Source organism: Pseudomonas sp. FG13 (assembly GCF_057809755.1).
Genome location: NZ_JBMDKO010000001.1, coordinates 394,319 through 418,072 on the forward strand (window position 1 = coordinate 394,319; position 23,754 = coordinate 418,072).

Below are 23,754 nucleotides of genomic sequence, written 5' to 3' on the forward strand. Positions count from 1 at the left end.
TTCAGGCACCTCCAGTGATCTGCGCGATGTTGCGCTTGAGCTCGGTGACGACGCCTTGCAGCGTCTGCTTTTCATCCACATCCAGGCCCTGCAGGGGGGCGCGCAGGCCACCGGTGCTCAAGCCATTCAGTTCACACCCGTACTTGATGGACTGGACAAACTTCCCGCCTTCCAGAGCGTCCATCAGTGGCATCATCGCCGCCATGATGCGACGGCCTTTGTCGAAGTTTTTTTCGACGACGCAGGCCTCGTACAGGGCGACGTGCTCGCGAGGGATGAAGTTGGAACCGGCACACACCCAGCTGCGGGCGCCCCATGCGAAAAACTCCAGGGCCTGATCGTCCCATCCGCAAGACAGGGCGATGCGCGGGTATTTGCAGGCCAAACGGTGCAACTGGGCCATGTCGCCGGAGCTTTCCTTGATGGCGACGATGTTTGTCACATCGCTGACCTCATCAAAGAATTCCTCGCCCATGCTTACGCTCATGCGGCCTGGATAGTTGTAAAGCATGATGGGGAGCGAGGCCGCGCGGTCCACAGCCTTGACATGCAATGCGATCTCTTTTTGCGTTGGCAGCGCATAGGGGGGCGAGCCAACCAACAATGCATCGGCCTTGATGGCCTTCGCCGCTTCGGCGTAGGCGACCGAGTCCTCAGTGCGAATGGCCCCGGTACCCACGATCAGCGGTAGACGACCGCGCAACACGTCTTTGGCCTGGGCGGCCAAGTCGAAACGCTCCTGAGGAGTGTGGGCGTAATATTCGCCGGTTGAGCCGCCAATAATGACACCGTGCACTTTGGAGTCGACCAGATACTCCAGGACTTCGGCAAAGGCTGTCTTATCGATACTGCCGTCAGAGGTCAGGGGCGTAATGGCCGGTGTGTAAATGCCTTCAAATTTCATCAATCTCGCTCCAATTAGTATCACTGTCTTTCAAGCGGCGCCGCTCGATAGGTCAGCGCCGCCAGTTTTTCAACCATGGGAAGCCGCCTGCAGAAGAACGAACAAGCGGACTGGAACTTCTTAAAATATGGGGCGGGTCAGCTTTCTTTACCGGCTCGGTATTGCCCCCAGCGCAAACTTATATTGACGCCTGCTGAAACCAGTGGAGCAGGGGGATTAGGGCATGGCCCCGGCGATTTCAAGACGAAATCGATGAGTTCAGAGTGCTCCCCGGCCAGCCAGTCCGCTAAGAGCTTGCCGGTGGCTGTCCCACGGGTAACCCCCAACCCGTTGCAGCAGAGTGCTCCATAGACATTGGGCGATAGTTCGCCGAAATGCCCCATGTGGTTACGTGAAAGCGCCAATGCGCCTCCCCAGGTATATTCGAACTTCATCTCAGGCAACATAGGAAAGCGTTGCTCGAAAGATGCCTGATGCCTGGCGACAAAGCGTTTCAAGTATTTTGAATCGCTGCGGCCGTCCGGATTGAAGCTGAAACTGTTACGGATCAGAAGACGGTGGTCCGGTGTGCGACGTACCGTAGTACCGAATGGATCCGCAGGGATGACACCCCAATAAGGTCGGCCGCCGAGGCGAGCTTGCTCTTGTTCGGTCATGGGGCGGGTCAGGCTGGCATAAGTGAACACCGGCAGCATTCGTCCTTTGAGAAAGCCGAAACTCATACCAAAGGCATTATTGGTCAGGATCAGTTTGTCCGCGGTGATTGAACCTGCGGCATGCTTGAGTACCGTCTTTGTGCCATATTCCACATGAGTGATTGCAGTGTTTTCGTACAGCGTCACATTACTGGGAAGACTGTCGGCCAAGCCTTTGACAAGCGCCGAAGGCTGAAGCAAAGAAGTCCCTGGGGTAAACAATGCTTTACGGTAGAAATGCGTGCCAATATGTTCGGGTAATTCACCAGCCTCAATCATCTGGTAGGGCTGATCGAGTTTATCGAGTCCGCGGCGATAGGCATCCAGAACGGCGATGCCTCTTGGTTCAACGGCGGCCTGATATTTGCCACAATGCTTCATTTGGCAATCGATGCTGTGTTGTTCAACTAACTCTTTTAGATAATTCAGGCCACTCAAATTAAGTTTAAGTGTTGTTTTTGCCGTGGCGATATCGCCTATGTAATCCTCCGCGGCGATGTCATGCGGCAAATCGATAGCGAACCCGGCATTGCGACCGGAGGTGCCAAAACCCACTTCCTGAGCTTCGATCAACAGGATGGTGTCATCGGGAAAATGAGCCGCCAGCTGACGGGCGGCGGCAAGCCCTGTGAAGCCGGCACCGACAATGACCCAGCGTGCGTGGCTATGGCCTTGGTGGGCTGGCTTGATCTGGCGCCCCTTGCTCAAGTGGTACCACCCGCAGGATTGGTCATCGGCAGGTAACGAAGATACTTTCAACATTTCAAGATCCTGTTCATTCAACCGATCCGACGCCAGTCATGCAAAACGACCGAGCGCCAAGGAGTGCGGTCATCGTCCTATCAACCGTTGAACCACCGTATGCGCCAGCGAAAGTTGGCAATTCATGCGAGCGAGTATTCAATAGACGTCGCTATCAAGCTTTTAAAGTTTCAAACGACTATGTGGTCTGACGGTATTGAAGTGTTTTTGCAGTTGCCTGGGTTATCGAATCTATACCGGCCTACATCCCAAACTTGGCTAAAATCTACAGGGTGGAGCCCGTCATCGACTTGCCCCACCGCTGTATTCATATCAATTGTTAGCTTGTGTCGCCGCAGCGCGAGCGGTTTGCAACCATTCGTCAAACTGCTGCCGGTGTGCGGCTACCCACTCTTTGGCGTGACGACGGATATCGGCAGGCTTTTTCTCGCCCTCTTGCATCTTCAAGTTCTGGGCACTTTCGTCAGCGGTGGTGATTTGCATCACTGAGAGGAACTTCAAGGCCGCCGGATTTTTCTGGGCGAAGTCTTTGTTCAACACGGCTTCGACTTTGTCTACTGCAAAGCCAAGGTTCTTGCCCTTGTACATCGTGTCGACATCATTCTTGCCATCCGGCAGGTCGGTTTTCGGTACTTCCAGCCAGACCACATCCTTGTCTTCTACCAAAACAGTGGCGATCCACTGGGGGACCCAGGTGAAGTAGAGAATCGGCTGCCCTTCTTTATAGCGAGTGATGGTGTCGGCCATCAGTGCAAAATAGGAACCCTGGTTTACGTTAATCGATTTCTCCAGGTCATAGGCCTTCATGTGATGGGCGATGACCAGCTCGCAGCCCCATCCAGGGTTGCATCCTGTCATGTCTGCTTTCCCGTCGCCGTTGGTGTCGAACAATTTGGCGATTTCAGGCTTTTTCAGGTCAGTGATGTATTTGATGCCATACGCGTCCGCGGTTTTCTTGTCGATCAAATAACCCTGGAGTACGCCGGGCATGATGTCGCCCGCCTTGACCATGACCTTGTCGCCCCCGGCCTGCTGATAGAACTTGTCGTGCAGCTTGTCCCACAAGTGCACCGTAAAGTCTGCATCACCGTTACCCAAGGCCATCATCATGACGCTGTACTCTGTCTCCTTGGGCTCTTGTACCTTGTAACCCAGCTCTCGAAGACCCTCGACGGCCACTTCACCGCGAAACCGCTCTTCAGCAATAGAAGGGAAGATAGGGGTGATCTTCACACCGTCTCCCGGTTGGTTCACCGAAGCGTTGGCACAAAGCGACATGGCCGCAATGGCGAGGGCTGTAGCGCAATTGAGCATGCTGCGGGAAAGCTTGAATTCAGACATCGTCGCGTACCTTTTTTGGGGTTTTATCTTCATTGCGGCAGATCGAATGGAAGGGTCAGGCGGTCTTGCTCCGCCCCGCAGGCTGTCTCGCGCCGCACAGGCGTAGCAGAAGGCCTGCGGGACCGGTGTGATACCAGCTCAGGCTTGGGTCGGCTCCGGTGCGGGCGCCCATGGCCTGGGTCAGGCGGTCAAGGAAGATGGCAAGCAGCACCAGGCCTGTCCCGCCGACCGTGGCCAAGCCCATGTCCAGGCGGCCGATGCCCCTCAGGACCATCTGGCCGAGACCACCCACCGAGATCATTGAAGCGATGACCACCATCGACAGGGACAGCATCAAGGTCTGATTGAGTCCGGCCATAATGGTCGACGTCGCCAGTGGCAACTGAACGCGGGTCAGCATCTGCCGTGGAGTGCAGCCAAAAGCGCGAGCAGCTTCTATTTTGTCCTCAGGTACCTGGCGGATGCCCAGGTTCGTCAGGCGCACCAGAGGGGGCAGGGCGAAGACGATGGTCACCAGGATGCCCGGCACGTTGCCGATGCCGAACAGCATGACGACGGGCACGAGATAAACGAACGCCGGCAGCGTCTGCATGGCGTCGAGTACGGGGCGCAGGACCTTTTCCAGATTGTCACTGCGGGCGCAGAGAATCCCCAGCGGTACACCTAGCAATGCACAAAAGAATACCGATGTCAGTACGAGTGCCAAGGTGGTCATCGACTCGGACCAGACGCCGATAAGGCCTAGCAGCGTGAGGGTCACAAAGCACAGTGAGGCCATGCGTTTCCCGGCCAGTTGCCATCCCAGCAAAGAAGACAGGAGGATCCCGATGCTGGGTGGAATGCTTTGCAGAATGTATTCGATGCCGTTTAGTACCTGGTCAATCGGCCAACGGATGGCGCGGAACACATCGCGAAAGTTGTGCACCAGAAAATTGAGGATGCTTTCAACCCAATCACCCAGTGGGATAGTGGCGACTTGAAACGGATCGAGAAAACTGAACTCGGACATCAGGGCTTACCTCTTCATATCACCGTAGCGGCGCTATAAGGGCCGCGGATACTTCAGGTCATCAGGGACGCGCCAGCTTGGCGGGGCGCGGCTGTATTAATGGCGGCTGAGCGTTTGCAGTAACTCGCTCTTTGACAGCGTCCCGGTGAGCGCGCCCGAACGGTCCAGTACAGGGACCGGATAGGGCAGGTGGGCTGCAATCTCCAGCACCTCGTGCAGGGGAGTATCGGTAAATACGGGCTGGTGTTTATGGAGGGTGTAATGCGTGCTGCCACCCGCGCCGCTCGTATCGATATCGACGACCCCGAGTAGTTGTCCAAGTTCGTCGATCAAATAACCAAACGGTAGGCCAGCTTTGAATCGTGGTGCTTGGCCATTTGCCTTGCGAACCGATTCCGGATCAAGCCTGGCCACATCGCCTGCCTTGAGAATGCGGGAGCTGTCGAATCCTTTGAAGAATGTACGCACATAGTCATTGGCTGGTTGACTGATCAACTCTTGAGGCGTGCCGATTTGCACCACCTGTCCCCCTTCCATGATTGCGATGCGATGGCCGATGCGAACGGCTTCCTCGATGTCGTGGGAGATGAAGATAATGGTCCGCTTTTGCTCGGCTTGCAGGCGAATGAGCTCACCCTGCATCTCGCTGCGGATAAGCGGGTCCAGAGCGGAAAAGGCTTCGTCCATCAGCAGGATAGTCGGGTCGTTGGCAAGCGCACGGGCCAGGCCTACGCGTTGTTGCATGCCGCCGGAAAGTTGGTGCGGATAACTGTGCTCCTGCCCTGCAAGCCCGACCTGGGCGAGGGCTTCCCTGGCGCGCTCATGACGTTCCTTTTCACTGATGCCGGAAATTTCCAGCCCAAAGGCGGTGTTTTCGAGAACGCTCATATGGGGCATCAAGGCAAAGGATTGAAACACCATGCCCATCTCTTTGCGGCGAACATCGAGAAGCGCTTTGTCATCCAGCCCGGTAATTTCTCGACCGTTCAGATAAATACTGCCGGACGTCGGCTCGATAAGGCGGTTGAACAATCGCACCATCGTGGACTTGCCAGAGCCTGAAAGTCCCATGATTACAAAGATTTCACCGCGCTTGACGGCAAAGCTGGCGTCGAAAACACCAATTACTTGGCCCGTTTTCTCGAAAACATCCTTTTTGCTTGCTCCGACGCTAAGCATTTTCATCGCCGCATCAGGTTGTGCGCCAAATATTTTAAAAACATTCTTAACGGAAATTATTTCGTCTGGATTAGTCATTGCGTCCCTCCTTTGCGTGTAACGCTACAGCGCACGAAACCAAATTGAGATCGAGCGTTGGTAATTTAGGCGGGCAGTAATAGAAGATGGATATGCGCATGACCTGTACCTGGTTTTTATTGTTTGCCCTTGTGGTCGGGCTTTTTTTAAATCTATGGGGATCCGGGTCTTAAATCCAACAACATTTACAGGGCTTTTTGGATAACCTAACGTTATCGTTGCTGGCTGAAGCGACTGCCTTGGCGCAATCACGACGCTTCTTATGGCCTGGGCTAGGCTATTGAGTTACGCTCCGCCGCTTTCGCGGATGATAGGAGGATGAGGGCTTACCATGCTCAGCAGACACGTTGACCCCGATACATTACTGCTTAGGATGCCTTCCCTTCGGGCTGTCAGAGCGTTTGTCGCCGCCGCTAAATATGAAAGCTTTACTCGGGCAGCAGAGGCCTTGTGCGTATCACAAGCCGCAATCAGCCGGCAGATTCGAGAGCTTGAGGACTCCTTGGGCGCTCAACTGTTCATGCGTTCCGGACGCACAGTAGAACTAACCGCCGAAGGAAAGATTTTTTTTGAGGCGGCGCAACTGTCGTTCGTTAATATCGCGCAGGCAGCTGAAAGAATTAGAACCGCTCCGACGCAGAAGCATATTCTGACCGTTTGTTGCTCACCTGCTTTTTCTGCGTTATGGCTAACCGAGCATCTTCCGGAGTTTCGTGCGACCAACCCGGATATTGAGTTCAATCTGATCACCACTCAGAATTTCGTGAATATGGAACCTGGCGTAGAGCCGGACATCATCATTTCAAAAATTCGCAAGGTGGGGGACGGGTATAAAAGCTACCAGCTGTGCCACGATATTATTTATCCTGTTTGCTCTCCAGCATTTTTGGAAGCGCATCCCGAACTGACCTCACTTGAAGGGGTACGCGATTCTTCGCTGCTTAATCTAAGTCCATATGGACGCTCGGGCGTGGCTGAGCATGTGGACTGGGGGGTGTGGCTGGCCTTTCTGAACGTTGATATCGATGAGCGTCCTGCCGACTGTCCGCCTATTTTTCATGCCAATGACTACAACCTGATCATGAATATGGTCTTGACCCACCAAGGTGTCGCATTGGGCTGGAATCAGCTTGTCGGGGCAATGGTCGAAAGGGGCCAGCTTGTTCGTCCCGTCGAGCACCAAGTGACGCTTCGAAACAGTCTTCATTACGTGGCTTGCAATGAAAGGTCTGAATATGAAGATGCCTGTCGGCGAGTACGGGACTGGATCCTTTCGAAGTTTTCCAGATGGAGCGTGTAGGTTTTCCCTCTGATTACAGAGCAGCTGTAAGCATGGAATTGTCCGGATTTGATGGCTCATAACGGCAAGTTATCAGTTGAGCGACGAAAATGTAGTTTTGCCGACTGAGTGAGCCGTCGTACCCTCTTGTTAAACATGGCTGGGACATGCGTATCGGCGTCTAAGTTGACGATTCTGCGCGCAGGCTTCGTTGGTCATGACGCTGTTTTCCGGACATATTTGCCGTTAACCGTCAGGTTGATGTGTAGAGGATAATAATGAATAAGCCAACATCCGTGATTGACCTGATTCAAAAGCGCAAAGCACGTCACGCGCTACCTCGTGAACTGTATATCGAACCTGAGGTGTTTCGTCAGGATCTTGAGCAGATCTGGCACAAAGACTGGATTTTTGCCGGTCATACCTTTGAAATTGAAAAACCCGGACAGTACTTGACGTTGCAGATCGGCGACTATCCGATCTTAATCATCAGGGATAAGAGCGGCCAGGTCCGTGCTTTTCACAACGCCTGTCGTCATCGTGGTTCTAAAGTTTGCGAGCACGCCCAAGGCAAAGTCGCGAAGCTGGTGTGTCCTTATCACAAGTGGACTTTCGAGCTGGATGGCAGTCTTTTATTTGCCGGTAACATGGGGGCCGATTTCGACAGGACTCAATATGATCTGAAGCCGGTACATTGTGAAATTGTCCACACTTACATTTATGTATGCGTCGCTGATAAGGCGCCGGAGTTCGATAGTTTCAGGAACTCTGTAAGTCCTTTCATTGCCCCCCATTTCCTGGATAACTGCAAAGTTGCTTTCGAGTCCAATCTCGTGGAAAAGGGTAACTGGAAGCTCGTCTTTGAAAACAATCGCGAGTGCTTCCATTGTGACGGTACGCATCCTGAATTGATGAATTCCTTTGTCGAGAATCTGTCGGTGGCAGGAGTCGGGGGCGAAGATGATCCTGAACTGACTGCGCACTGGCAACGCTGCGAAAGCGCGGGTATGCCGAGCAAACTCGTCATGGATCCGAATGGGCGTTTCCGTATGACGCGCATTCCTCTTTCCGCGGGCGCCGTAAGTTACACAATGGATGGCAAGCCTGCTGTGGCGGGACGCCTGGATAAAAGCGGGGAGCCGGACATCGGTGCGTTGCTCTACTTTAACTACCCGTCTACCTGGAACCATTTTCTCGGCGATCACGCATTGAGTTTTCGCGTACTTCCAATCGGCCCTGGCGAAACGCTCGTGACGACCAAATGGCTTGTACCCAGTACTGCCGTTGAAGGTGTTGACTACGATATCGACCGGCTGACAAAAGTCTGGCTCGCCACCAACGATCAAGACCGTCGTTTGGTTGAAGGTACGCAGGCCGGTGTTACCTCTCCGACTTACGAACCCGGTCCTTTTTCGGACATCGCAGAAAACGGCGTATGCCAGTTCGATGATTGGTACTGTGAAACCATGCTGACGCGTCTGCCGGCTCAGATACCACTCAAACCGGTGGATTGATTTCGTGAGACAACGGCCAGCGGTTCTGCGTTGGCCACAACTGCATGTATACAGCCAGGAAAGGCTTACTGGTGCGGCTGTTTTGCCATTTGAGCGAGATTTCCCAACTTCATCCCGGTCAAGGACAGCAGGGGGATCTCGTCGCCAAAGCCTCGCTGATTCGAACGGACCTGCCGACGATGAGCGTCGCTTCCTCACGTTATTCACTCAAAAAAACGTTGACATCATTCGACATGTCTCTGTAGGTTGAGCGCCATAGGTCGCCATTTCGTACTCGAAATCGCAGACCCCCGGCAGTAGTGCTGGGTACATATCGGCTATAGAAGCCCCCGATTTGCGTGAGTAGCGCATTCGGGGGCTTTTTTTTGGAAAAAATAAAATGCCTGCTTTGCGATCCTCTGATGAAACCCAAGTATTTCCGAGCATTACCGTGGCAGCCGTGCAGATGGAGCCACGAGTGGGCTGCAAGGCTGAAAATCTGGAAGTGTCGCTACGCCTGATAGCTGAATCGGCCGGCGCCGGTGCGCAGATCATTGTTCTGCCCGAGTTGGTCAACAGCGGATATGTCTTTTCTTGTCGCGAAGAAGCATTTGAACTAGCCGAATCCGTACCGGCAGGCCTCACCGTTCAGGCGTGGCAGGACGCAGCCCGCCAGCACAATGTTTACGTCGTTGGCGGTGTTGCCGAGCAAGTGGGCCACAAGCTGTACAACTCCGCTGTCATGGTGGGCCCGGAAGGTTACGTCGGTACTTATCGCAAGCTCCATCTGTGGGGTGACGAGCATCTGTACTTCGAGGCCGGCGATCTGGGTCTACCGGTTTTCCATACGCCACTTGGCCGTTTGGCGATGATCATCTGCTATGACGGCTGGTTCCCGGAAGTGTATCGACTGTTGGCCATGCAAGGCGCTGATATCGTCTGTATGCCTACCAATTGGGTGCCCATGCCAGGCCAGGGCAATCATCCCACGATCATGGCCAACACCCTGGCCATGGCCAATGCTCATGCCAACAGTCTGAACATCATTTGCGCTAACCGTGTCGGGACAGAGCGCGGTCAGCACTTCGTTGGCAACAGCCTCATTGTCGGTGCCGACGGTTGGCCGTTGGTTGCCCCGGCCAGCGCTGACCGCCAGCAAATCCTCTACGCCGACATCAACCTGAAGGCGTCTCGCCAATCCCGGCATCTCACGACGTTCAACACGGTCCTGCGTGACCGACGCTCCGACATCTACGACCCCATGCTCGGCACGGGCTGGCCGCTGCCTCACTACTAACCCACCTCTACAATAAAACTATCGAGGACACCCACATGACCACCACTCACCCCCTCATCCGTATCGCTGTTCTTGCCGCGATGGCATTCGTCGCCACCCAGGGTCACGCCGCTGAACCGATCAGGATCGGTGTGGCGGTGGGGCTCTCTGGCGCCAACAGCGTCGTGGCACCCGCTGTTGTTCAGTCTTCTCAACTCGCCGTGGAGCAGATCAATGCCGCCGGGGGAATACTCGGTCGTCCAGTGCAGTTGGAGATTGTTGATGATGCTTCCGGTGCAATCGGTGCCCAGAAAGCATTCGATACGCTGGTGCTGGAAAAGAAAGTCGATGCCATTATCGCGATGGAAAGCAGCGCGGCGCGCAACGCCGCTTTGCCTGTTATTTCCCGAGGTCGCGTTCCCTATATCTATACCTCGTTCTATGAAGGGCGCTCTTGCAATAAATGGATGTATGCCAACGGCTGGGTGCCAGAACAGCAAGTCGCTCCGGTAGTGGATTACTTCACCCAAAAGCTCGGAGCAAAGAACTACTTTCTTGTCGGCAACGATTACGCCTTTGGCCGGGGCATGCTCAAGTTTACAAAAGCGTACATTGAGCAGCACGGTGGGAAGGTGATCGGCGAAGAATACCTTCCGATGGACGGCAGTGACTGGACCGCTGTCATCTCAAAAATTCGTTCCACGCAACCTGATGCGCTTATCAGTGCTACGGCGGGGGGCGCACCTAACGTGTCACTGGCAAAGCAGTTGAAAGCGGCTGCCTTGGCGCTGCCCTACGGCAACCTGGCCATCGACGAAGGCACGGGTAAGACCATGGGGGATGTCGCTACGGGCATGTATATGTCCGCCTCATACCTGACCAGTATCGATACCCCGGAGAATAAGAAATTCCTGGCCGATCTCAGCCAGAAATTCGCCGGGAATCTGTCTACGCCAAACGAGCTATCCGAGCCGCAATATGAAGCCTTCTTTCTCTATAAGGCCGCGGTGGAAAAAGCCAACTCCACCGACTCCGCAGAAGTCATAGACGCGCTGAAAGATGTATCCATTGTAGGGCCTCGGGGGGTGGTGCAAATGAATGCCAGTCGTCATACGCCGCTGGCGATGCGTCTTGGGCAGATCCAGGGCGATGGCTCGATCCGCATCCTTGAAACCCAGGAGGGGGTCAGCCCGGGTAACCAATGCCCGAACTTGAAATAGCCCACTGCTCGATCACTCAGTATCGCTTCACGTTACAGGCTCCCCGGAGGGAGATGTCATGGTGTTAATTCTCGATATAACTACAACAATAGCCATGTTGTTCATTGTGACTGCGGGTTTGATGATGATTTTCGGCATCATGAAAATCGTCAACTTCGCCCATGGTGCCTTGCTGACAATGGGTGGGTACGCGGCTTTTGTCGTGACCCAACTGGGATGGAGTCCTTGGCTTGCTTGGCCGTTGGCTCTCGCCACTGGCGTGACGGTAGGCGCGATCATCGAATACCTGATTGTTCGTCCGCTTTATAAACGTCCCCTGGATGCCATCCTGGCAACCTGGGGCCTGGGTATCGTGATAGGTCAGTTGATCATCATCGGCTTTGGTCGGGATGTGAAGTTCGCAGACGTGCCGCTGACAGGAACCTGGTCGTTGGGTGGGGCGAATTACTCCTCTTATCGGTTGTTGCTCATTCCCTTGGCTCTCGGCTTGTGCGCATTACTGACGGCGCTCCTTAACGGTACACGCTTCGGCGTCAAAACCCGGGCGGTCATCATGAACGAGGAGTTGGCCAGCGGCCTGGGCATCCACGCCGGACGCATACGCTTCATCACCTTCAGCCTGGGCGCTGGCCTGGGCACATTGGCAGGGGCTTTGATCAGTCCGCTTTCGAGCATTGACCCGGGCATGGGCATCACCTGGCTGGTTTCAGCCTTCATGCTGGTGATGGTTTCCGGGCATTCGATGCTCAGCCTGATAGTGACGTGCGCGGTGTTTGGCGCATGCCAGGTTCTCGTCAGTACCTATGCGAGCCCAGTGCTGGGCGGACTCACGATTGCCGTCTTGGCGGCGTTGACCTTGCGTATTCGTCCAAAGGGGTTCGCACATGCCTGACACTACCTTGCACGCGGTAAATACCGAACCCACGGGATCCAGTCGAGAGGGGGCATGGAGTCGCTCCGTAGTGCTGGCTTTGGTGAGCATTACCTTGCTGGTCGCAGGACCATGGATTTTCGACAGCTATGTCCTAAATCTGTTGATCAAGGCATTTCTGTTTGCAGTCGTGGTCCTCACGGTGGATGTGCTTTGGGGCTATATGGGCTACCTGACTTTCGGGCAGTCGGCGTTCTTTGGCATCGGTGCGTATGCCGCCGGATTGGTGTTCACTCACTTTGGTCTGTCGCCCGGTACGATTGCCACCGCAATCGGGTTGGCCGTCGTTGTCCCCGTGGTGGTTGCAGGCCTGGTTGGGTGGCTCTCTTTCTACCGGGGAGCGTCACCTTTTTTCGCGACGGTGATCTCGTTAGTGCTGCCCATCGTAATGACCCAACTGCTTCTTTCCGGTGGGGAGTGGACAGGTTCCAGCTCCGGCCTGACCGGCTATGAAACGTTCGACCTGTCTCTGGAAACCTGGTACTGGATCGCTGGTGCTGGCCTTGCACTGATAGGACTTTTCGCCTGGCTATTTGTACGCAGTGACGCAGGTCGTGTGCTGGCGTCAATTCGTGACAACGAGTCCCGATGTGCTTATTTGGGGATCAACGTTCCTTCCATCAAAATCATATTGCTGATCGTGACCGCTGCTATTACAGGGATCGCAGGCTTTGGCTATGGCGCGTTCAGTGGCGTGGTCGCTCCCGAGTTATCCGGTTTCGTCCTGGGAACCGAATTGATCATCTGGGTTGCCTTGGGTGGACGTGGGACCTTGTGGGGCCCCATGGCCGGGGCGATTCTGATCAACGTTGCCACCGCGTACCTGGGCAGTCGGATGCCGTTCTTGTGGCAACTCATCCTCGGTCTCTCTTTTGTGCTGGTTATCGTCCTGCTCCCGCAGGGCATCGTGCCTGCGCTGCTCAAACCCTTCGGGTTCGGTGCCCATGGGCGACGAGCGCCCACGCTGGTTGAGCGTGCAGTCAGAGCTGTTCCTGAGGCGGGTGGGCGTGCTGCACTTGTCATGGAGGACGTAACGAAGAGCTATGGCTCGCTCAAGGTTCTACAGGGCATCAACCTCACGGCTGCGGCAGGTGATCTGGTTGGACTGATCGGCCCCAATGGCGCGGGTAAGACTACGTTGATGCGTTGCATGAGCGACGGGGCTGATCGTACTTCAGGCGCGGTGCATCTCTGCGGCAACGATATCCGTCGACTGCCGGCTGAGGCCTGCGTTCGTTTTGGCCTCGGGCGCAAATTTCAGAACGCCAATATCTTCGAATCGCTGACTGTAGCCGAGTGCCTGCGCATGGCGAGTACCCTTCACGAACGACCTCTGTTGTTCAGTCGGGCGGACACACTGGCCTTGCCATCTTATGCCCTGGACGTGCTGCGAGTCACCGGGCTGGAAACCATGCTGGATGTGGTCGCTCGCGACTTGTCCCATGGTGAACAGCAAGCGTTGGAACTGGCCATGGTTCTCGTCCTGGAACCTCGCGTCGTGCTTCTCGACGAGCCTACTGCAGGGCTGACAAAAACCGAGCGTACGCAAATCGGCGTAGTGATCTCCCTACTCGCACATCGCTACAAGCTTTGCTGCCTGCTGGTTGAGCACGATCTGGATTTTGTGCAGCAGATCGCTACGCGAATCGTGGTATTGCACCAAGGAAAGATAGTCATGCAGGGGACTTTCGAGGAGGTCGTCAATTCGGACCTGGTCAAGACGATTTATGCCGGATCCGCGCTCGCTCCCGGGGAGGTTGTATGAACGGTGCTACCTTGGCATTGAATGCAGTCACAAGCGGTTACAGGGGCTCAGTCGTCATACGGGACATGTCGTTCAAGGTTTCGGCCGGCGAAGCGATAGCTTTGCTGGGCAAGAACGGCATGGGTAAGACGACGTTGCTCAAGACGATTATGGGGTATCTACCCAAGAAACAGGGTTCCGTGCAAGTAAACGACAGCGACATTACGCGACTGCCGCCTCATCGAGTAGCGCATGTGGGCATCGCCTATGCCGCTCAGGAGAAAGCGCTTTTCACCGAATTGAGTATCCGGGACAACCTCCGCATGGGGCTTGAAAAAGACTCGCTGTTCGATGAGCGTTTTGCGGCAATCGAATCGGTGTTCCCAGTGTTCAAGGATCGTCTGAAGCAATATGCCGGGACCTTATCGGGAGGCGAGCAGAAGATGCTGTTGGTGGCACGTGCGTTGATGATGCGCCCCTCCATCATTTTGCTCGACGAAATCACCGAAGGCTTACAACCCTCGGTGATTGACCGAATAGCTGGAGCACTGATGCACGAACGGCAACTCCACGGTACGACAATGCTGCTGATCGAGCAAAATGTGCCGTTCGCCCTGAAGGTGGCGGATCGATACCTGGTTCTCAAACAAGGTGAAATCGAAGAGGAGGGCGACGCCAACGCACCGGGTGCTACCGAGGCCATTTTCAATCATCTGAAGGTATGAATCCCATGGCCCTGTCCAGTTCTGACGACCTGCCTGTGTGCCTGTTCATCGCAACAGGCGGAACAATTGCCATGCAAGTGGATTCTTCTACGCTGGCCCCGGTACCTGCGTTGTCGGGCAGCGACTTGATCGAGGCTGTACCTGAGATTGCGAAGATTGCGCGGCTGCAAGTCAACAACCTGTCCAATGTTCCGTCAGTCGAAATGGGGCCGCTGCGCTGGATGCAGCTTCATCATCAGATTGAAGCTGCATTAGCTCGCGAGGACATTAGCGGAGTGCTGATTTCCCATGGTACCGATACGCTTGAAGAGACCGCATGGTTTCTCGACCTGACGCTGACGTCCCGCAAACCCGTCGTCCTCATCGGTGCCCAACGGAACGCATCCGAACCGGATTTCGATGGGCCGCGTAACTTGAGGAGCGGCGCAAGGGTATGCGTTGACCCTGATTCGTTTGGCAAGGGAGTGATGGTCGTGCTGAACGACCAGATCAATGCCGCTCGGGAAGTCAGCAAAACACATACCTCGGACGTGGAGTCATTCAACTCGGGAGACGCCGGCTTGCTCGGAAGAGTGGACGGCGATACCGTCACCTTCTTTCGTTCATCTTGCCGTCGACGACACCTGCCATTGGAGCATGACAGTCTGGCTCGCGTTGACATCGTGCCAATGTATGCCGGAGCGGACGGGACATCGTTAAAGGCAGCTGTACAGGCGGGCGCCAAAGGCGTTGTCATCCAGGCGCTAGGGGCGGGCAATGTGAATGGCGATATGTACGCAGCCATTTCGGATGCAATCGAGTCGGGTATCACCGTGGTCGTTGCCACCCGGGTACCGCGTGGACGGGTAAGCCCCTTGTATGGCTTCACGGGAGGCGGTATGACGTTGAAAGCTGCCGGCGTCATTTTCGCCAATGATCTAAGTCCACAGAAAGCCAGGATATTGTTGATGCTGGCTATCCAGGTCCCTAGATCGGCAACCGAACTACAAGACATTTTTGACCGATAGGTGAGCGTCATGCCAAGCACCAGGACAGCAGTCGCTAAAGACCAGGGATGGCCAGTTGGTATCTTGTACTCGCGCTCGGGTGCCACCGGCGTCACCGAGTCCGAGCATTTTTTTGGTACTGCGCTTGCCATTGAGGAAATAAACGCGCTGGGCGGTGTGCTGGGCATGCCGCTCATCCCAACCGCCTATGACCCCAAGGGGTCTACGGAAGAATATCGGCGTTTGACCAGCAAGCTGCTTATTGAAGACGAGATCAACGTCATTTTTGGTTGCTCGCGATCTTCCAGTCGCAAGGCCGTGCTACCCCTTGTCGAACGCCATAACGCGTTGCTCTGGTATTGCTCGTTCTATGAAGGGTTCGAATATTCACCGAACATCATTTATACCGGTGCCGTTCCCAATCAGAGCAGCATCCAGCTCGCGGCCTACCTGTTGCAAAACAAGGGCACTCGGTTCTTTCTGGTGGGCGCAGACTACATCTACCCCCGTGAGTCCAATCGCATCATGAGGGACGTCGTTGAGCAGTACGGTGGCGAAATCGTGGATGAAGTCTACCTGCCCATCGAAGCAGAAGTAGATCAGCTCAAGGAAGTCTTGAGTGACATCCGCGACGCTCAGCCGGATGTCGTCTTCTCGACCCTGGTTGGACAGTCGGCGCGATCCTTCTATCAGCTCTATGGCGAGCATGGGCTTGATCCCAAAAAAATCCCCATTGCCAGTCTCTCCATGGCCGAAGAAGAGATCCGTTTGATCGGACCACCGCTATGTGAAGGCCACATCACCGCTGCCACCTATTTCGGTTCGCTGCGCAACGACAGCAATCAACGATTCATTGAGCTTTGGCGCAAACGATTTGGCGATCGCCCCACCAGTACCTGGTCGGAAATGGCGTATTCCCAGGTTCACCTGTTTGCACGTGCCTTGGAGAGAACTGGCAGTCTGGATACGCGCAAATTGGTCAACGCCGTACACAAGGTAACGTTCGATTCTCCGGAAGGGCCCATTGCTATTGATGCCGAAAACAATCACTGCGCTTTGACTCCCCGGATCGGCGTCTGTCGCGGTGATGGGCAGTTCGATGTCGTATGGGAAAGTTCAGGTCCGGTCAAATCCGATCCTTACCTTTCGACCTTCGGCTTCTCTGAGTTCTGGTTGAGGTGACGCCATGAGTTCCAGTCTTCGCCGTCTCTATGAAGACTTGCGCAGTATCTGCGTAGCCCTCGTTTATCCACCTGGTGACGACCGCGAGATTGTCATGCAGCAGCTGAAAAGAATCGGATGCCGCGTAAAGATCATATGGCCATTCCCTTCAGAGCCTCCTGCGGACGTCGATGTGATTCTCTTCCAGATCACCCAGGAACTGGAAGGAAACAAGATCTGGTCGGGCGCCTCGGTGTCCGCGGCACTCATTGCGCTTTCCGACTATGAAAGCCCGACCGTATTGAAGCTGTTACTCGATACCCGTGCTCACGGTGTGATCTCCAAACCGTTTCGCTCCTCTGGAATCCTCAGCACGCTGGTACTTGCGAGAGCCTCGTATAGCTATCAGGAACGGTTGCAGGGAAAGATAGACAAGCTGGAGCTCACTATAAAATCCCGGCGCCAGATCGAAAAAGCCATTCGTGTACTGGTCGAGCGCCAGAACCTGACTGAGACGCAGGCATACGAGCACATGCGATCGCGGGCAACCAAGTTGCATGTAACAGTCGCCGAGGTATCCGGAATGATCATCGAGGCCCATGAAGCCATGGAAAAGCTTGGTTTGAAGCTTTAGCCTGTAGGGTGCTGCTTGTGGTCGCCGATTTGTCGGTTCGTAGCCTTGCCCTGCGCTTTGAAAGCGCATCTCAGTTCAGTCGCGAATACATTAGGCAATTCGGTGCGTCTCCTGTCCGCGACGCGCGCGAAATACGTCAGGTAATCACCGCCGAGGCTTTTCAATACGACGTCAAGGTTTGACAACCATGAATGAAGCCAACTAGGACTGCTTGATCAAACAGGTTGCCACTTATTGGCATTCATGCGCGCCGACGGGATCAAACTCATGATTGGCACCGCTTTTTTTCCACTGCGTAGCGACCCGGCAAACAACCAATTCTGTTGTTTTTGCAGGCATCCGGCCTGTGCGAAGGGTCTTGGGGTTTGTCTTGGGAGCACGTCGCATTCCAGCGTTCGACCTGGATGTCGAGATTGAAATACAGGCGCTGGCCTGATGAGTACCTCGTGATACGGAGCTGAAAATATGTCCCTGAGCATCAAGACCCCTCTTCTGGAATCCCTGCCTTTTAGTCAACTGGCTGGCACCAAGGTATGGATGAAAATGGAGGCAGCACAACCTTCTGGCTCGTTCAAGATTCGTGGAGTGGGGTACGCCTGCGAGCAACATCATGCCCGGGGTGCCAAGCGCTTTATCTCTTCGTCAGGCGGCAATGCCGGACTGGCGGTTGCCTATGCCGGGCGTCGACTTGGCGTTCCTGTCATCGTCGTTGTTCCAGAAACCACTACTGAGCGGGCGCGAAACCTGTTGGGCTTGGAGGGGGCTGAAGTAATCGTTCATGGCAAGTCTTGGTTCGAGGCGAATGAGCTTGCCCGTTCGTTGCTGACATCTGATGACGCCTTCATCCACCCGTTCGACGATCCGCTCCTGTGGGAAGGGCACGCCTCAATGATTGATGAGGTTGTTGCCGAAGGTGTCCGCCCCGATGCCGTCGTGCTCTCTGTCGGCGGTGGTGGCCTTCTGGCCGGTGTCGATAGGGGCTTGTGCCGTAATGGCCTTGGTAGCATCCCGATCTACGCCGTCGAGACGGAGGGAATGGCATCGTTCAATGCGTCTATCAAAGCGGGGCAGCTAACGGAAGTAACGGTGTTGTCCGGAGTGGCAACCTCGCTCGGTGCCAGGCAGGTTTGTCAACGCGCATTCGACATTTCGAAAGAGCGTCCAGTGGTACCGGTGCAGGTTACTGATCAAGAGGCTGTTGGCGCGTGCCTGGTTTACCTGAATGACCACCGTACGCTGGTCGAGCCAGCCTGCGGGGCGGCCCTGGCGCTGCTCTACGGAAACAAAGTGGCCCTGAGTGATTTCAGCAACGTGTTGGTCATTGTGTGCGGTGGCTCCACTGCAACCATCGAGTCACTGTCCAGCTTCCGAGGCTAACAAAAACAGTTCTTGGGTACGTGGTGGTTAGCCAGATGCAGGTGGCGTCGACGGGAATACGCCGGTGCTCGCGGCGTTAGTGCAAGACGCGCCAAACAAGCACCGGTCCCGTCCGCGCTACGGCTCCAGTCGCAACAGTTCTTGTGCATTCCCTCGGGTGACCTGCTGCGCTCGCTGACTGCCCAATCGCATCCGTTCGAACCAAAGCAAACTGTCTACCTGCCATTGTTCGATATCAGGTTGAGAGGTCTGGCCCAGGTCGGAACTATAGAGCGCCCTGGGCACGTCGCGCAGGACCTGGGTGAAGTCTTCCCATGACTGGTAGCCGAGCAGATAGGTCAGTGCGGTTTGTTCGGTGTAGACCATGGGCGCTTGAGCCAACTCCAGCAGGGCACCGGCGTCCAAACCGGTTAAAGGATTCGCCGGTTGGTTGAGCATCAATCGGGGCACATCCAACCGAACCGCCGCGTCGATCAACAGACGCACTTCCTGGGCGTCGGCATGGCCGGTAGAGATGACGATCGGGTAGTCCCGGGCCATCCGCAGCACATCCAATGTCTGTTCGTTCAATTTCCCTTCATGGCTGACGGTCAGCGGCCGGATCGGGTATTTATCCAGGATCCAATGGGCACTGTTGCGCTTGAGGCGGGATTGGTGGGTGCGACCCGTGACGGTGGGAAGGTGCACGATCAGCCGGGCTTCGCTGTCTCCGTGTTGGCACAGCGAACGCTGTACCACTCGGAAATCGATACCGCCGACGATTTCATTGAGAACCACCGAGCCGGAGACGGGAAGTCCTTCCTGTCGGGCCTCCCAGGCTTGTGAAGCGCTGCAGCCCAGGTGGTTCTTCAGCACCACCCAGCCGTTCAGCGAGCTGTAGCGCCGACCTGTTTCCATCACACCATGGCGTCGCAGGTAGGCGTCGGGACCTGCGTGATAATGCACATCGATAAAGTCAGCTTCGAGTAAACGCCGTGGGTGGCTCATGCGGCCACCTCCAGATTGATGCCCAAGTGCTCGCGCACGGTGCGCATGACCAATGCCGGCGCGTCGAGCAATGGGCGCATGCCGCCATCGGGAATGGGTAAGCGGTAATGGCGGGCCTGCTCGTTGACATGCACGTTGATACCGCGTACCAGCTGTGACTGTTCACCATAGACCGTCAGTAATGCACCGGGAAAACTGTGGCTGGCCTGCCGCAGATCGAGGCGATTGAGCAGCCGGAAACCCAGGTGCAGGCGCTTGGCCTGGAGTGCGGCACTGGCTTGGTCGATGTCGATTGGCCCGCTGGGGCGTGTCCGGGTCGCCGGTTGTACGAATTGATCGAGCAGTTGAAGCGCTTGTTCAAGATCGCCAAGCAGGGCCAGATCGGCCATTTTCCCCAGTCGACCATCGAGAATTCCATCCGCCAGCGCAGGGGAGGACAGCAACAGCACATTGCTGACCCGGGTCGCGAGGCGGGTGCCGAGTAACGCCTGGACGACCGCGCCACCCAGGGCCGAGCCTACCAGCAGATCGATATGGCCCAGCGCCGACAACACGTGTTGCCAACGCTGCGAAAAATCTTCAAGGGATTCGCTCTCGTCAGCCAGCAGCGATAGCGTGTCGAATACGACCACCCGGTAACCCGCTTTTACCAGAGGCGCGATCATGGGCTGGAAGAACAGACCTTCATCCCAAACGGGCATGACCGGTGACATGACCACCGCCAGTTGATTGCCGTTGCCCCATTGGCAGCTTACTGCATTGGACGTTTGCATAATCTTTCTCCCGGGTGCTCAAGCGATTTTGTCGAGAGCCAACAGTTGTTGACTGTTGCGCAGGATTCGCGTGGTTTCGCTCAACAAGTCGTGGACGATCTGGCGTGCCGGCTTGATGTCGCCGACCAGATCCAGAACCTCACCTGCCCATATCGCGCGGTTGTCGAGATCGTCGGCGAGAACCGCCCGGGCATAGTCCTGTCGGATCGAATCCGGCGCCTCTCGCAGTGCCTCGTCGCGGCCCAGCCACGCTTGCGAAAACCGGTTGGCGATGGCCCGGCCGCTGTAGTGTTCAGGCCATTCGATGCCGCGCACCAGATCGAAAATTCGCGTGCGCACCGTGTCCGACGTACTGGATTCGATCAGGCGCTTTTTGAACGCGGCAGAAGGCAGGGCCTCCTCGGACGCGAGGAAGCGTGTGCCCAACATGACTCCGTCGGCCCCCAGCATCAACGCTGCCGCCACGCCACGCCCATCTGCGATACCTCCGGCCGCAATCAGCGGAACCTTGTCGCCGACTTGATCCTGCACGGCGGGCAACAGTGGCATCAGGCCGCGGCGCAAGCTATGCCCGCCTGCCTCGGCGCCTTGGACGATCAGGGCATCGGCCCCGGCGTCCAGGGCCGCACTGGCCTGGTCCAGCTCATGGATCTGCACGATAACTTTTGCGCCGGCCCGATGAATGATCGGCACGAATGCCGCAGGATCGCCAAATGACAAGGCTATGGCGTTGGGTCCGTATTCCAGTGCCAGATCCAGCAGCGCCATGTTCCGTGCCACGGTGAACATCACCAGGCCGACGCCCCATGGCTGCTTCAGCTCTCGCATGGGCGCCAGCTCGGTGCGCATCCACTGTTCGTCGCCGTAGCTGGCGCCGACCAGCCCCAATCCACCGGCCTTGGATACCGCGGTAGCCAGTTTCGCCCCCGAGGCACCCCCCATGGGCGCGAGGACGATGGGGTGGGAAATATTGAAGCGTTGTGTAAGGCGCGTGTTGAGATCAGCCATATCGATACTCCTGTTGTCGTACGGACAGGCCAGCGGGGCCTGCCCGTTTCGGCTTTTTTTTCACTCAGTGATGAGGGCCGCGGTCAGCGCCTGGGGAATGAAATCGCTCACCTGGTAAAGGTGAAACTCCCAGGTCCCGGTGTCCTTGAGGCCCGAATAACGTGACATGAATGACTCGTCCTGAAACAACGAGTCGAAGGCTTCTTTGCTGGTCCATTGCGCCTGGTTGATGACGGTCTTCCCGTCGAGGCTTTTGTACAGTCGGCTCCACTGGAAGGCCGGGTAGGTCTGCGCCACGTACTGGACGGTATCGCGCAGGACGGCCAGGGCGGCATCTTGCTGGCCTGGATTCACATGGACGACGTTCACCAGAAAAATGGCTTGGTCTTCGCCCGATTGTGGCGCCTGGAATTGTTCGATCTGAGTCATGAGTCATTCTCCTGAAGATGGGGGTGGGTCATTGCGTCAGCCGGGCGGATATCGCCGGGCTGCCGTTTTCCCAAAGCAGTGGATTGATAGGCTCGGCGAACTGGACTGCGTCGACGCGGCCGATGATCACATCGTGGGAGCCATAGCTGAGGCGTTTGTCCAAGGTGCAGATAAGGCTCGATTGCGCATCCGCCAGGCAGGGCAGACCCTGGACGTCTTCCCATTGCCCGTGGGCGAAACGTTCGGGGCCTTTGACCTGCCCGGCGAACACCGGCACCAAAGCGCTATGGGCCGCGCTCAGCAGATTGACGCTGAAACGCCCGGACAGCGTGAGCGGGCTGTGGAGGCTGGCGGAGCGGTTGACGCAAATCAGCAGCGCAGGGGGCGAGGTGCTCACCGAGATCACCGCAGTCGCGACCATGCCCACGGGGTCATCGCCGTCGCGGCTGGCGATGATCGCTACGCTGGACGTCAACCTGCGCATGGCGTTCTTGAACTGATCCGTCAATTCGCCCGGATCAACGTCGGTAGGAATCGGCAGGATCGCGACGTTGCCCGAAACACTGCGGGCTCGAGAATATCTGCTCATGCCACGGCCTCCATGATCCTGACAGGCTTGTGCGGCGCGCGCTGGCCGGCTTGCTCCATCAACGGCAACACTTCCTTGACGAAGCGCTCAAGCCCGCTCTGGTAGTCCAGCCAGGTCAGGTTGATGCCGTCCACACCCAGGTCGGACCAGCGCTGCATCTGGTCGACGATCATTTGCGAGGTACCCACCAACGGCACGCCAGCAAAACCCGCCTTGAAATGGAAACGGAAACGCTCGGCATCGGCGGCGTCCTTGAACATACCGCTCTGCACACCGATCTCGCGGGTCACGTTATCCAGCGCGGCGTCGTCTCCATGCTGGGTCACGTAGTAGTCGAGCTTCTGGTGCGCCTGGCTCAGGGTGTCTTCGTGAACGACGTAGGCATACACCCATATCTGCAGTTCCCGGCCATGTTCCAGGCGCGCAAGGTCGCGGTAGGCCTTGATCTGTTCGCGGATGGTGTCGTCGTCATCTTCGTGCTTGAGGATCAGGAACGCGGCGTCGCAGTGCTTGGCACAGAATTGGCGACCCCTTGGAGAGCCGCCAGCGTTCATCAGGAACGGCCGGTTGATCGGCTTGGGTTCGGCGTAGCCTTGCTTGACGTTGAAAAACTCGCCCTCATAGTCGAAGTATCCGTTGGCCTCCCATGCTTTTCTGGCGATCTCTATCCATTCATCGGCATGGTCGTAGCGTTTGTCGTGGTCACGCTGGTGACCATTGAACATGCCCATTTCCTGGCCGAACCAACCGCAGATCATGTTCAACCCGAAGCGGCCGCCACTGATGTGGTCGATGGTCGCCGCCTGTTTGGCGGCAAACAATGGGTGGACCGTGGACAAGTGCGACGTGGTGAACAGTGCGATCTGCTCGGTGACCGATGCGAGGCCAGCGGCCCAGGTGTAGGTTTCGTAGGAGACGCCCATCGGATTGCTGGCGCCTTCCCAGCCGCGCCAACGACCCACGGGCAGCAAAAGCTCAAGGCCTGCTCGATCGGCCAGGGTGGCGATTGCCAGGTTGCTTTGCCAGTCAGCCGCTCGGTGGCGCTCCGGAGCGGTGGTCAGCGTGCAGCCGCCTTCAATATTGAAGCCGAACACGCCGAGTTTGATTTTGTTCTGGCTGTCGCGCACCGGATTCGGTTTGCGAATGGAAACGTTTGCAGTGGTCATGTCATGAG

The 23,754-nt window shown here is 56.3% G+C and carries 22 protein-coding genes; 11 read left to right on the forward strand and 11 right to left on the reverse strand.

Annotated elements, in window-relative coordinates; all coding sequences use genetic code 11:
- Position 1: 1 nt before the first annotated feature.
- The 5 genes from ACODTO_RS01755 to proV all read right to left on the reverse strand — a co-directional run bounded on the left by ACODTO_RS01755 (position 2) and on the right by proV (position 5,968).
- Positions 2-904 carry a dihydrodipicolinate synthase family protein gene (locus tag ACODTO_RS01755; RefSeq protein WP_175361454.1) on the reverse strand — a complete coding sequence of 301 codons (903 nt, stop codon included), beginning with the start codon at positions 902-904 and terminating at the stop codon, positions 2-4.
- Positions 905-1,041: 137 nt separating this feature from the next.
- A complete protein-coding gene (locus tag ACODTO_RS01760; protein WP_175361455.1) occupies positions 1,042-2,361 on the reverse strand; it encodes an NAD(P)/FAD-dependent oxidoreductase in 1,320 nt (439 codons plus the stop codon).
- Positions 2,362-2,673: 312 nt separating this feature from the next.
- A complete protein-coding gene (gene proX, locus ACODTO_RS01765; protein WP_139642046.1) occupies positions 2,674-3,702 on the reverse strand; it encodes a glycine betaine/L-proline ABC transporter substrate-binding protein ProX in 1,029 nt (342 codons plus the stop codon).
- A gap of 55 nt (positions 3,703-3,757) precedes the next feature.
- The gene (gene proW / locus ACODTO_RS01770) at positions 3,758-4,711 is read right to left on the reverse strand and encodes a glycine betaine/L-proline ABC transporter permease ProW (RefSeq protein WP_489105868.1); all 954 of its coding nucleotides are present in this window, start codon (positions 4,709-4,711) and stop codon (positions 3,758-3,760) included.
- A gap of 96 nt (positions 4,712-4,807) precedes the next feature.
- The gene (proV, locus tag ACODTO_RS01775; RefSeq protein WP_489105869.1) at positions 4,808-5,968 is read right to left on the reverse strand and encodes a glycine betaine/L-proline ABC transporter ATP-binding protein ProV; all 1,161 of its coding nucleotides are present in this window, start codon (positions 5,966-5,968) and stop codon (positions 4,808-4,810) included.
- 331 nt (positions 5,969-6,299) lie between these two features.
- On the opposite strand from proV, the gene ACODTO_RS01780 reads away from it, so the two are divergent.
- From ACODTO_RS01780 to ACODTO_RS01830, 11 genes are all read left to right on the forward strand, one after another.
- A complete protein-coding gene (locus tag ACODTO_RS01780) occupies positions 6,300-7,268 on the forward strand; it encodes a LysR family transcriptional regulator (RefSeq protein ID WP_139642051.1) in 969 nt (322 codons plus the stop codon).
- 257 nt (positions 7,269-7,525) lie between these two features.
- The gene (locus ACODTO_RS01785; protein ID WP_139642053.1) at positions 7,526-8,761 is read left to right on the forward strand and encodes an aromatic ring-hydroxylating oxygenase subunit alpha; all 1,236 of its coding nucleotides are present in this window, start codon (positions 7,526-7,528) and stop codon (positions 8,759-8,761) included.
- Positions 8,762-9,140: 379 nt separating this feature from the next.
- A complete protein-coding gene (locus ACODTO_RS01790) occupies positions 9,141-10,037 on the forward strand; it encodes a nitrilase family protein (RefSeq protein WP_489105870.1) in 897 nt (298 codons plus the stop codon).
- Between the two features lie 35 nt (positions 10,038-10,072).
- A complete protein-coding gene (locus tag ACODTO_RS01795; RefSeq protein ID WP_139642056.1) occupies positions 10,073-11,236 on the forward strand; it encodes a substrate-binding protein in 1,164 nt (387 codons plus the stop codon).
- 58 nt (positions 11,237-11,294) lie between these two features.
- The gene (locus tag ACODTO_RS01800) at positions 11,295-12,128 is read left to right on the forward strand and encodes a branched-chain amino acid ABC transporter permease (protein ID WP_175361458.1); all 834 of its coding nucleotides are present in this window, start codon (positions 11,295-11,297) and stop codon (positions 12,126-12,128) included.
- Positions 12,121-13,932, forward strand: coding sequence for an ABC transporter permease subunit (locus ACODTO_RS01805; protein WP_489105871.1), 1,812 nt, complete (start codon positions 12,121-12,123; stop codon positions 13,930-13,932). Before ACODTO_RS01800 ends, ACODTO_RS01805 begins: the two co-directional genes overlap by 8 nt.
- On the forward strand, positions 13,929-14,636 hold the full coding sequence (locus ACODTO_RS01810; RefSeq protein WP_139642061.1) for a branched-chain amino acid ABC transporter ATP-binding protein: 708 nt from the start codon (positions 13,929-13,931) through the stop codon (positions 14,634-14,636). Before ACODTO_RS01805 ends, ACODTO_RS01810 begins: the two co-directional genes overlap by 4 nt.
- A gap of 5 nt (positions 14,637-14,641) precedes the next feature.
- The gene (locus ACODTO_RS01815) at positions 14,642-15,643 is read left to right on the forward strand and encodes an asparaginase (protein ID WP_139642063.1); all 1,002 of its coding nucleotides are present in this window, start codon (positions 14,642-14,644) and stop codon (positions 15,641-15,643) included.
- Between the two features lie 9 nt (positions 15,644-15,652).
- The gene (locus ACODTO_RS01820) at positions 15,653-16,804 is read left to right on the forward strand and encodes a transporter substrate-binding domain-containing protein (RefSeq protein WP_139642065.1); all 1,152 of its coding nucleotides are present in this window, start codon (positions 15,653-15,655) and stop codon (positions 16,802-16,804) included.
- A 4-nt stretch (positions 16,805-16,808) separates the two neighbouring features.
- Entirely contained in the window at positions 16,809-17,417 is a 609-nt protein-coding gene (locus tag ACODTO_RS01825; RefSeq protein ID WP_139642066.1) for an ANTAR domain-containing response regulator, read from the forward strand.
- 465 nt (positions 17,418-17,882) lie between these two features.
- Positions 17,883-18,794, forward strand: a complete 912-nt coding sequence (locus ACODTO_RS01830; RefSeq protein WP_489105872.1) for a pyridoxal-phosphate dependent enzyme — start codon at positions 17,883-17,885, stop codon at positions 18,792-18,794.
- A gap of 117 nt (positions 18,795-18,911) precedes the next feature.
- Here ACODTO_RS01830 and ACODTO_RS01835 read toward each other — a convergent pair whose 3' ends face one another.
- Genes ACODTO_RS01835 through ACODTO_RS01860 form a run of 6 tightly spaced genes read right to left on the reverse strand, consistent with a single transcriptional unit; the run spans position 18,912 to position 23,746 of the window.
- Positions 18,912-19,781, reverse strand: a complete 870-nt coding sequence (locus ACODTO_RS01835) for a DUF6282 family protein (RefSeq protein ID WP_175361464.1) — start codon at positions 19,779-19,781, stop codon at positions 18,912-18,914.
- On the reverse strand, positions 19,778-20,554 hold the full coding sequence (locus ACODTO_RS01840) for an alpha/beta hydrolase (protein ID WP_139642072.1): 777 nt from the start codon (positions 20,552-20,554) through the stop codon (positions 19,778-19,780). The genes ACODTO_RS01835 and ACODTO_RS01840 overlap by 4 nt, the downstream gene beginning before the upstream one ends.
- Before the next feature lie 18 nt (positions 20,555-20,572).
- Positions 20,573-21,562, reverse strand: a complete 990-nt coding sequence (locus ACODTO_RS01845) for an NAD(P)H-dependent flavin oxidoreductase (RefSeq protein WP_139642074.1) — start codon at positions 21,560-21,562, stop codon at positions 20,573-20,575.
- A 60-nt stretch (positions 21,563-21,622) separates the two neighbouring features.
- Positions 21,623-21,991 (reverse strand): antibiotic biosynthesis monooxygenase family protein, encoded by a 369-nt coding sequence (locus ACODTO_RS01850; protein WP_139642076.1) that lies wholly within the window; start codon positions 21,989-21,991, stop codon positions 21,623-21,625.
- 28 nt (positions 21,992-22,019) lie between these two features.
- A complete protein-coding gene (locus tag ACODTO_RS01855; protein WP_139642078.1) occupies positions 22,020-22,580 on the reverse strand; it encodes a flavin reductase family protein in 561 nt (186 codons plus the stop codon).
- The gene (locus ACODTO_RS01860) at positions 22,577-23,746 is read right to left on the reverse strand and encodes an LLM class flavin-dependent oxidoreductase (protein WP_139642080.1); all 1,170 of its coding nucleotides are present in this window, start codon (positions 23,744-23,746) and stop codon (positions 22,577-22,579) included. The genes ACODTO_RS01855 and ACODTO_RS01860 overlap by 4 nt, the downstream gene beginning before the upstream one ends.
- Between the last annotated feature and the right edge of the window lie 8 nt (positions 23,747-23,754).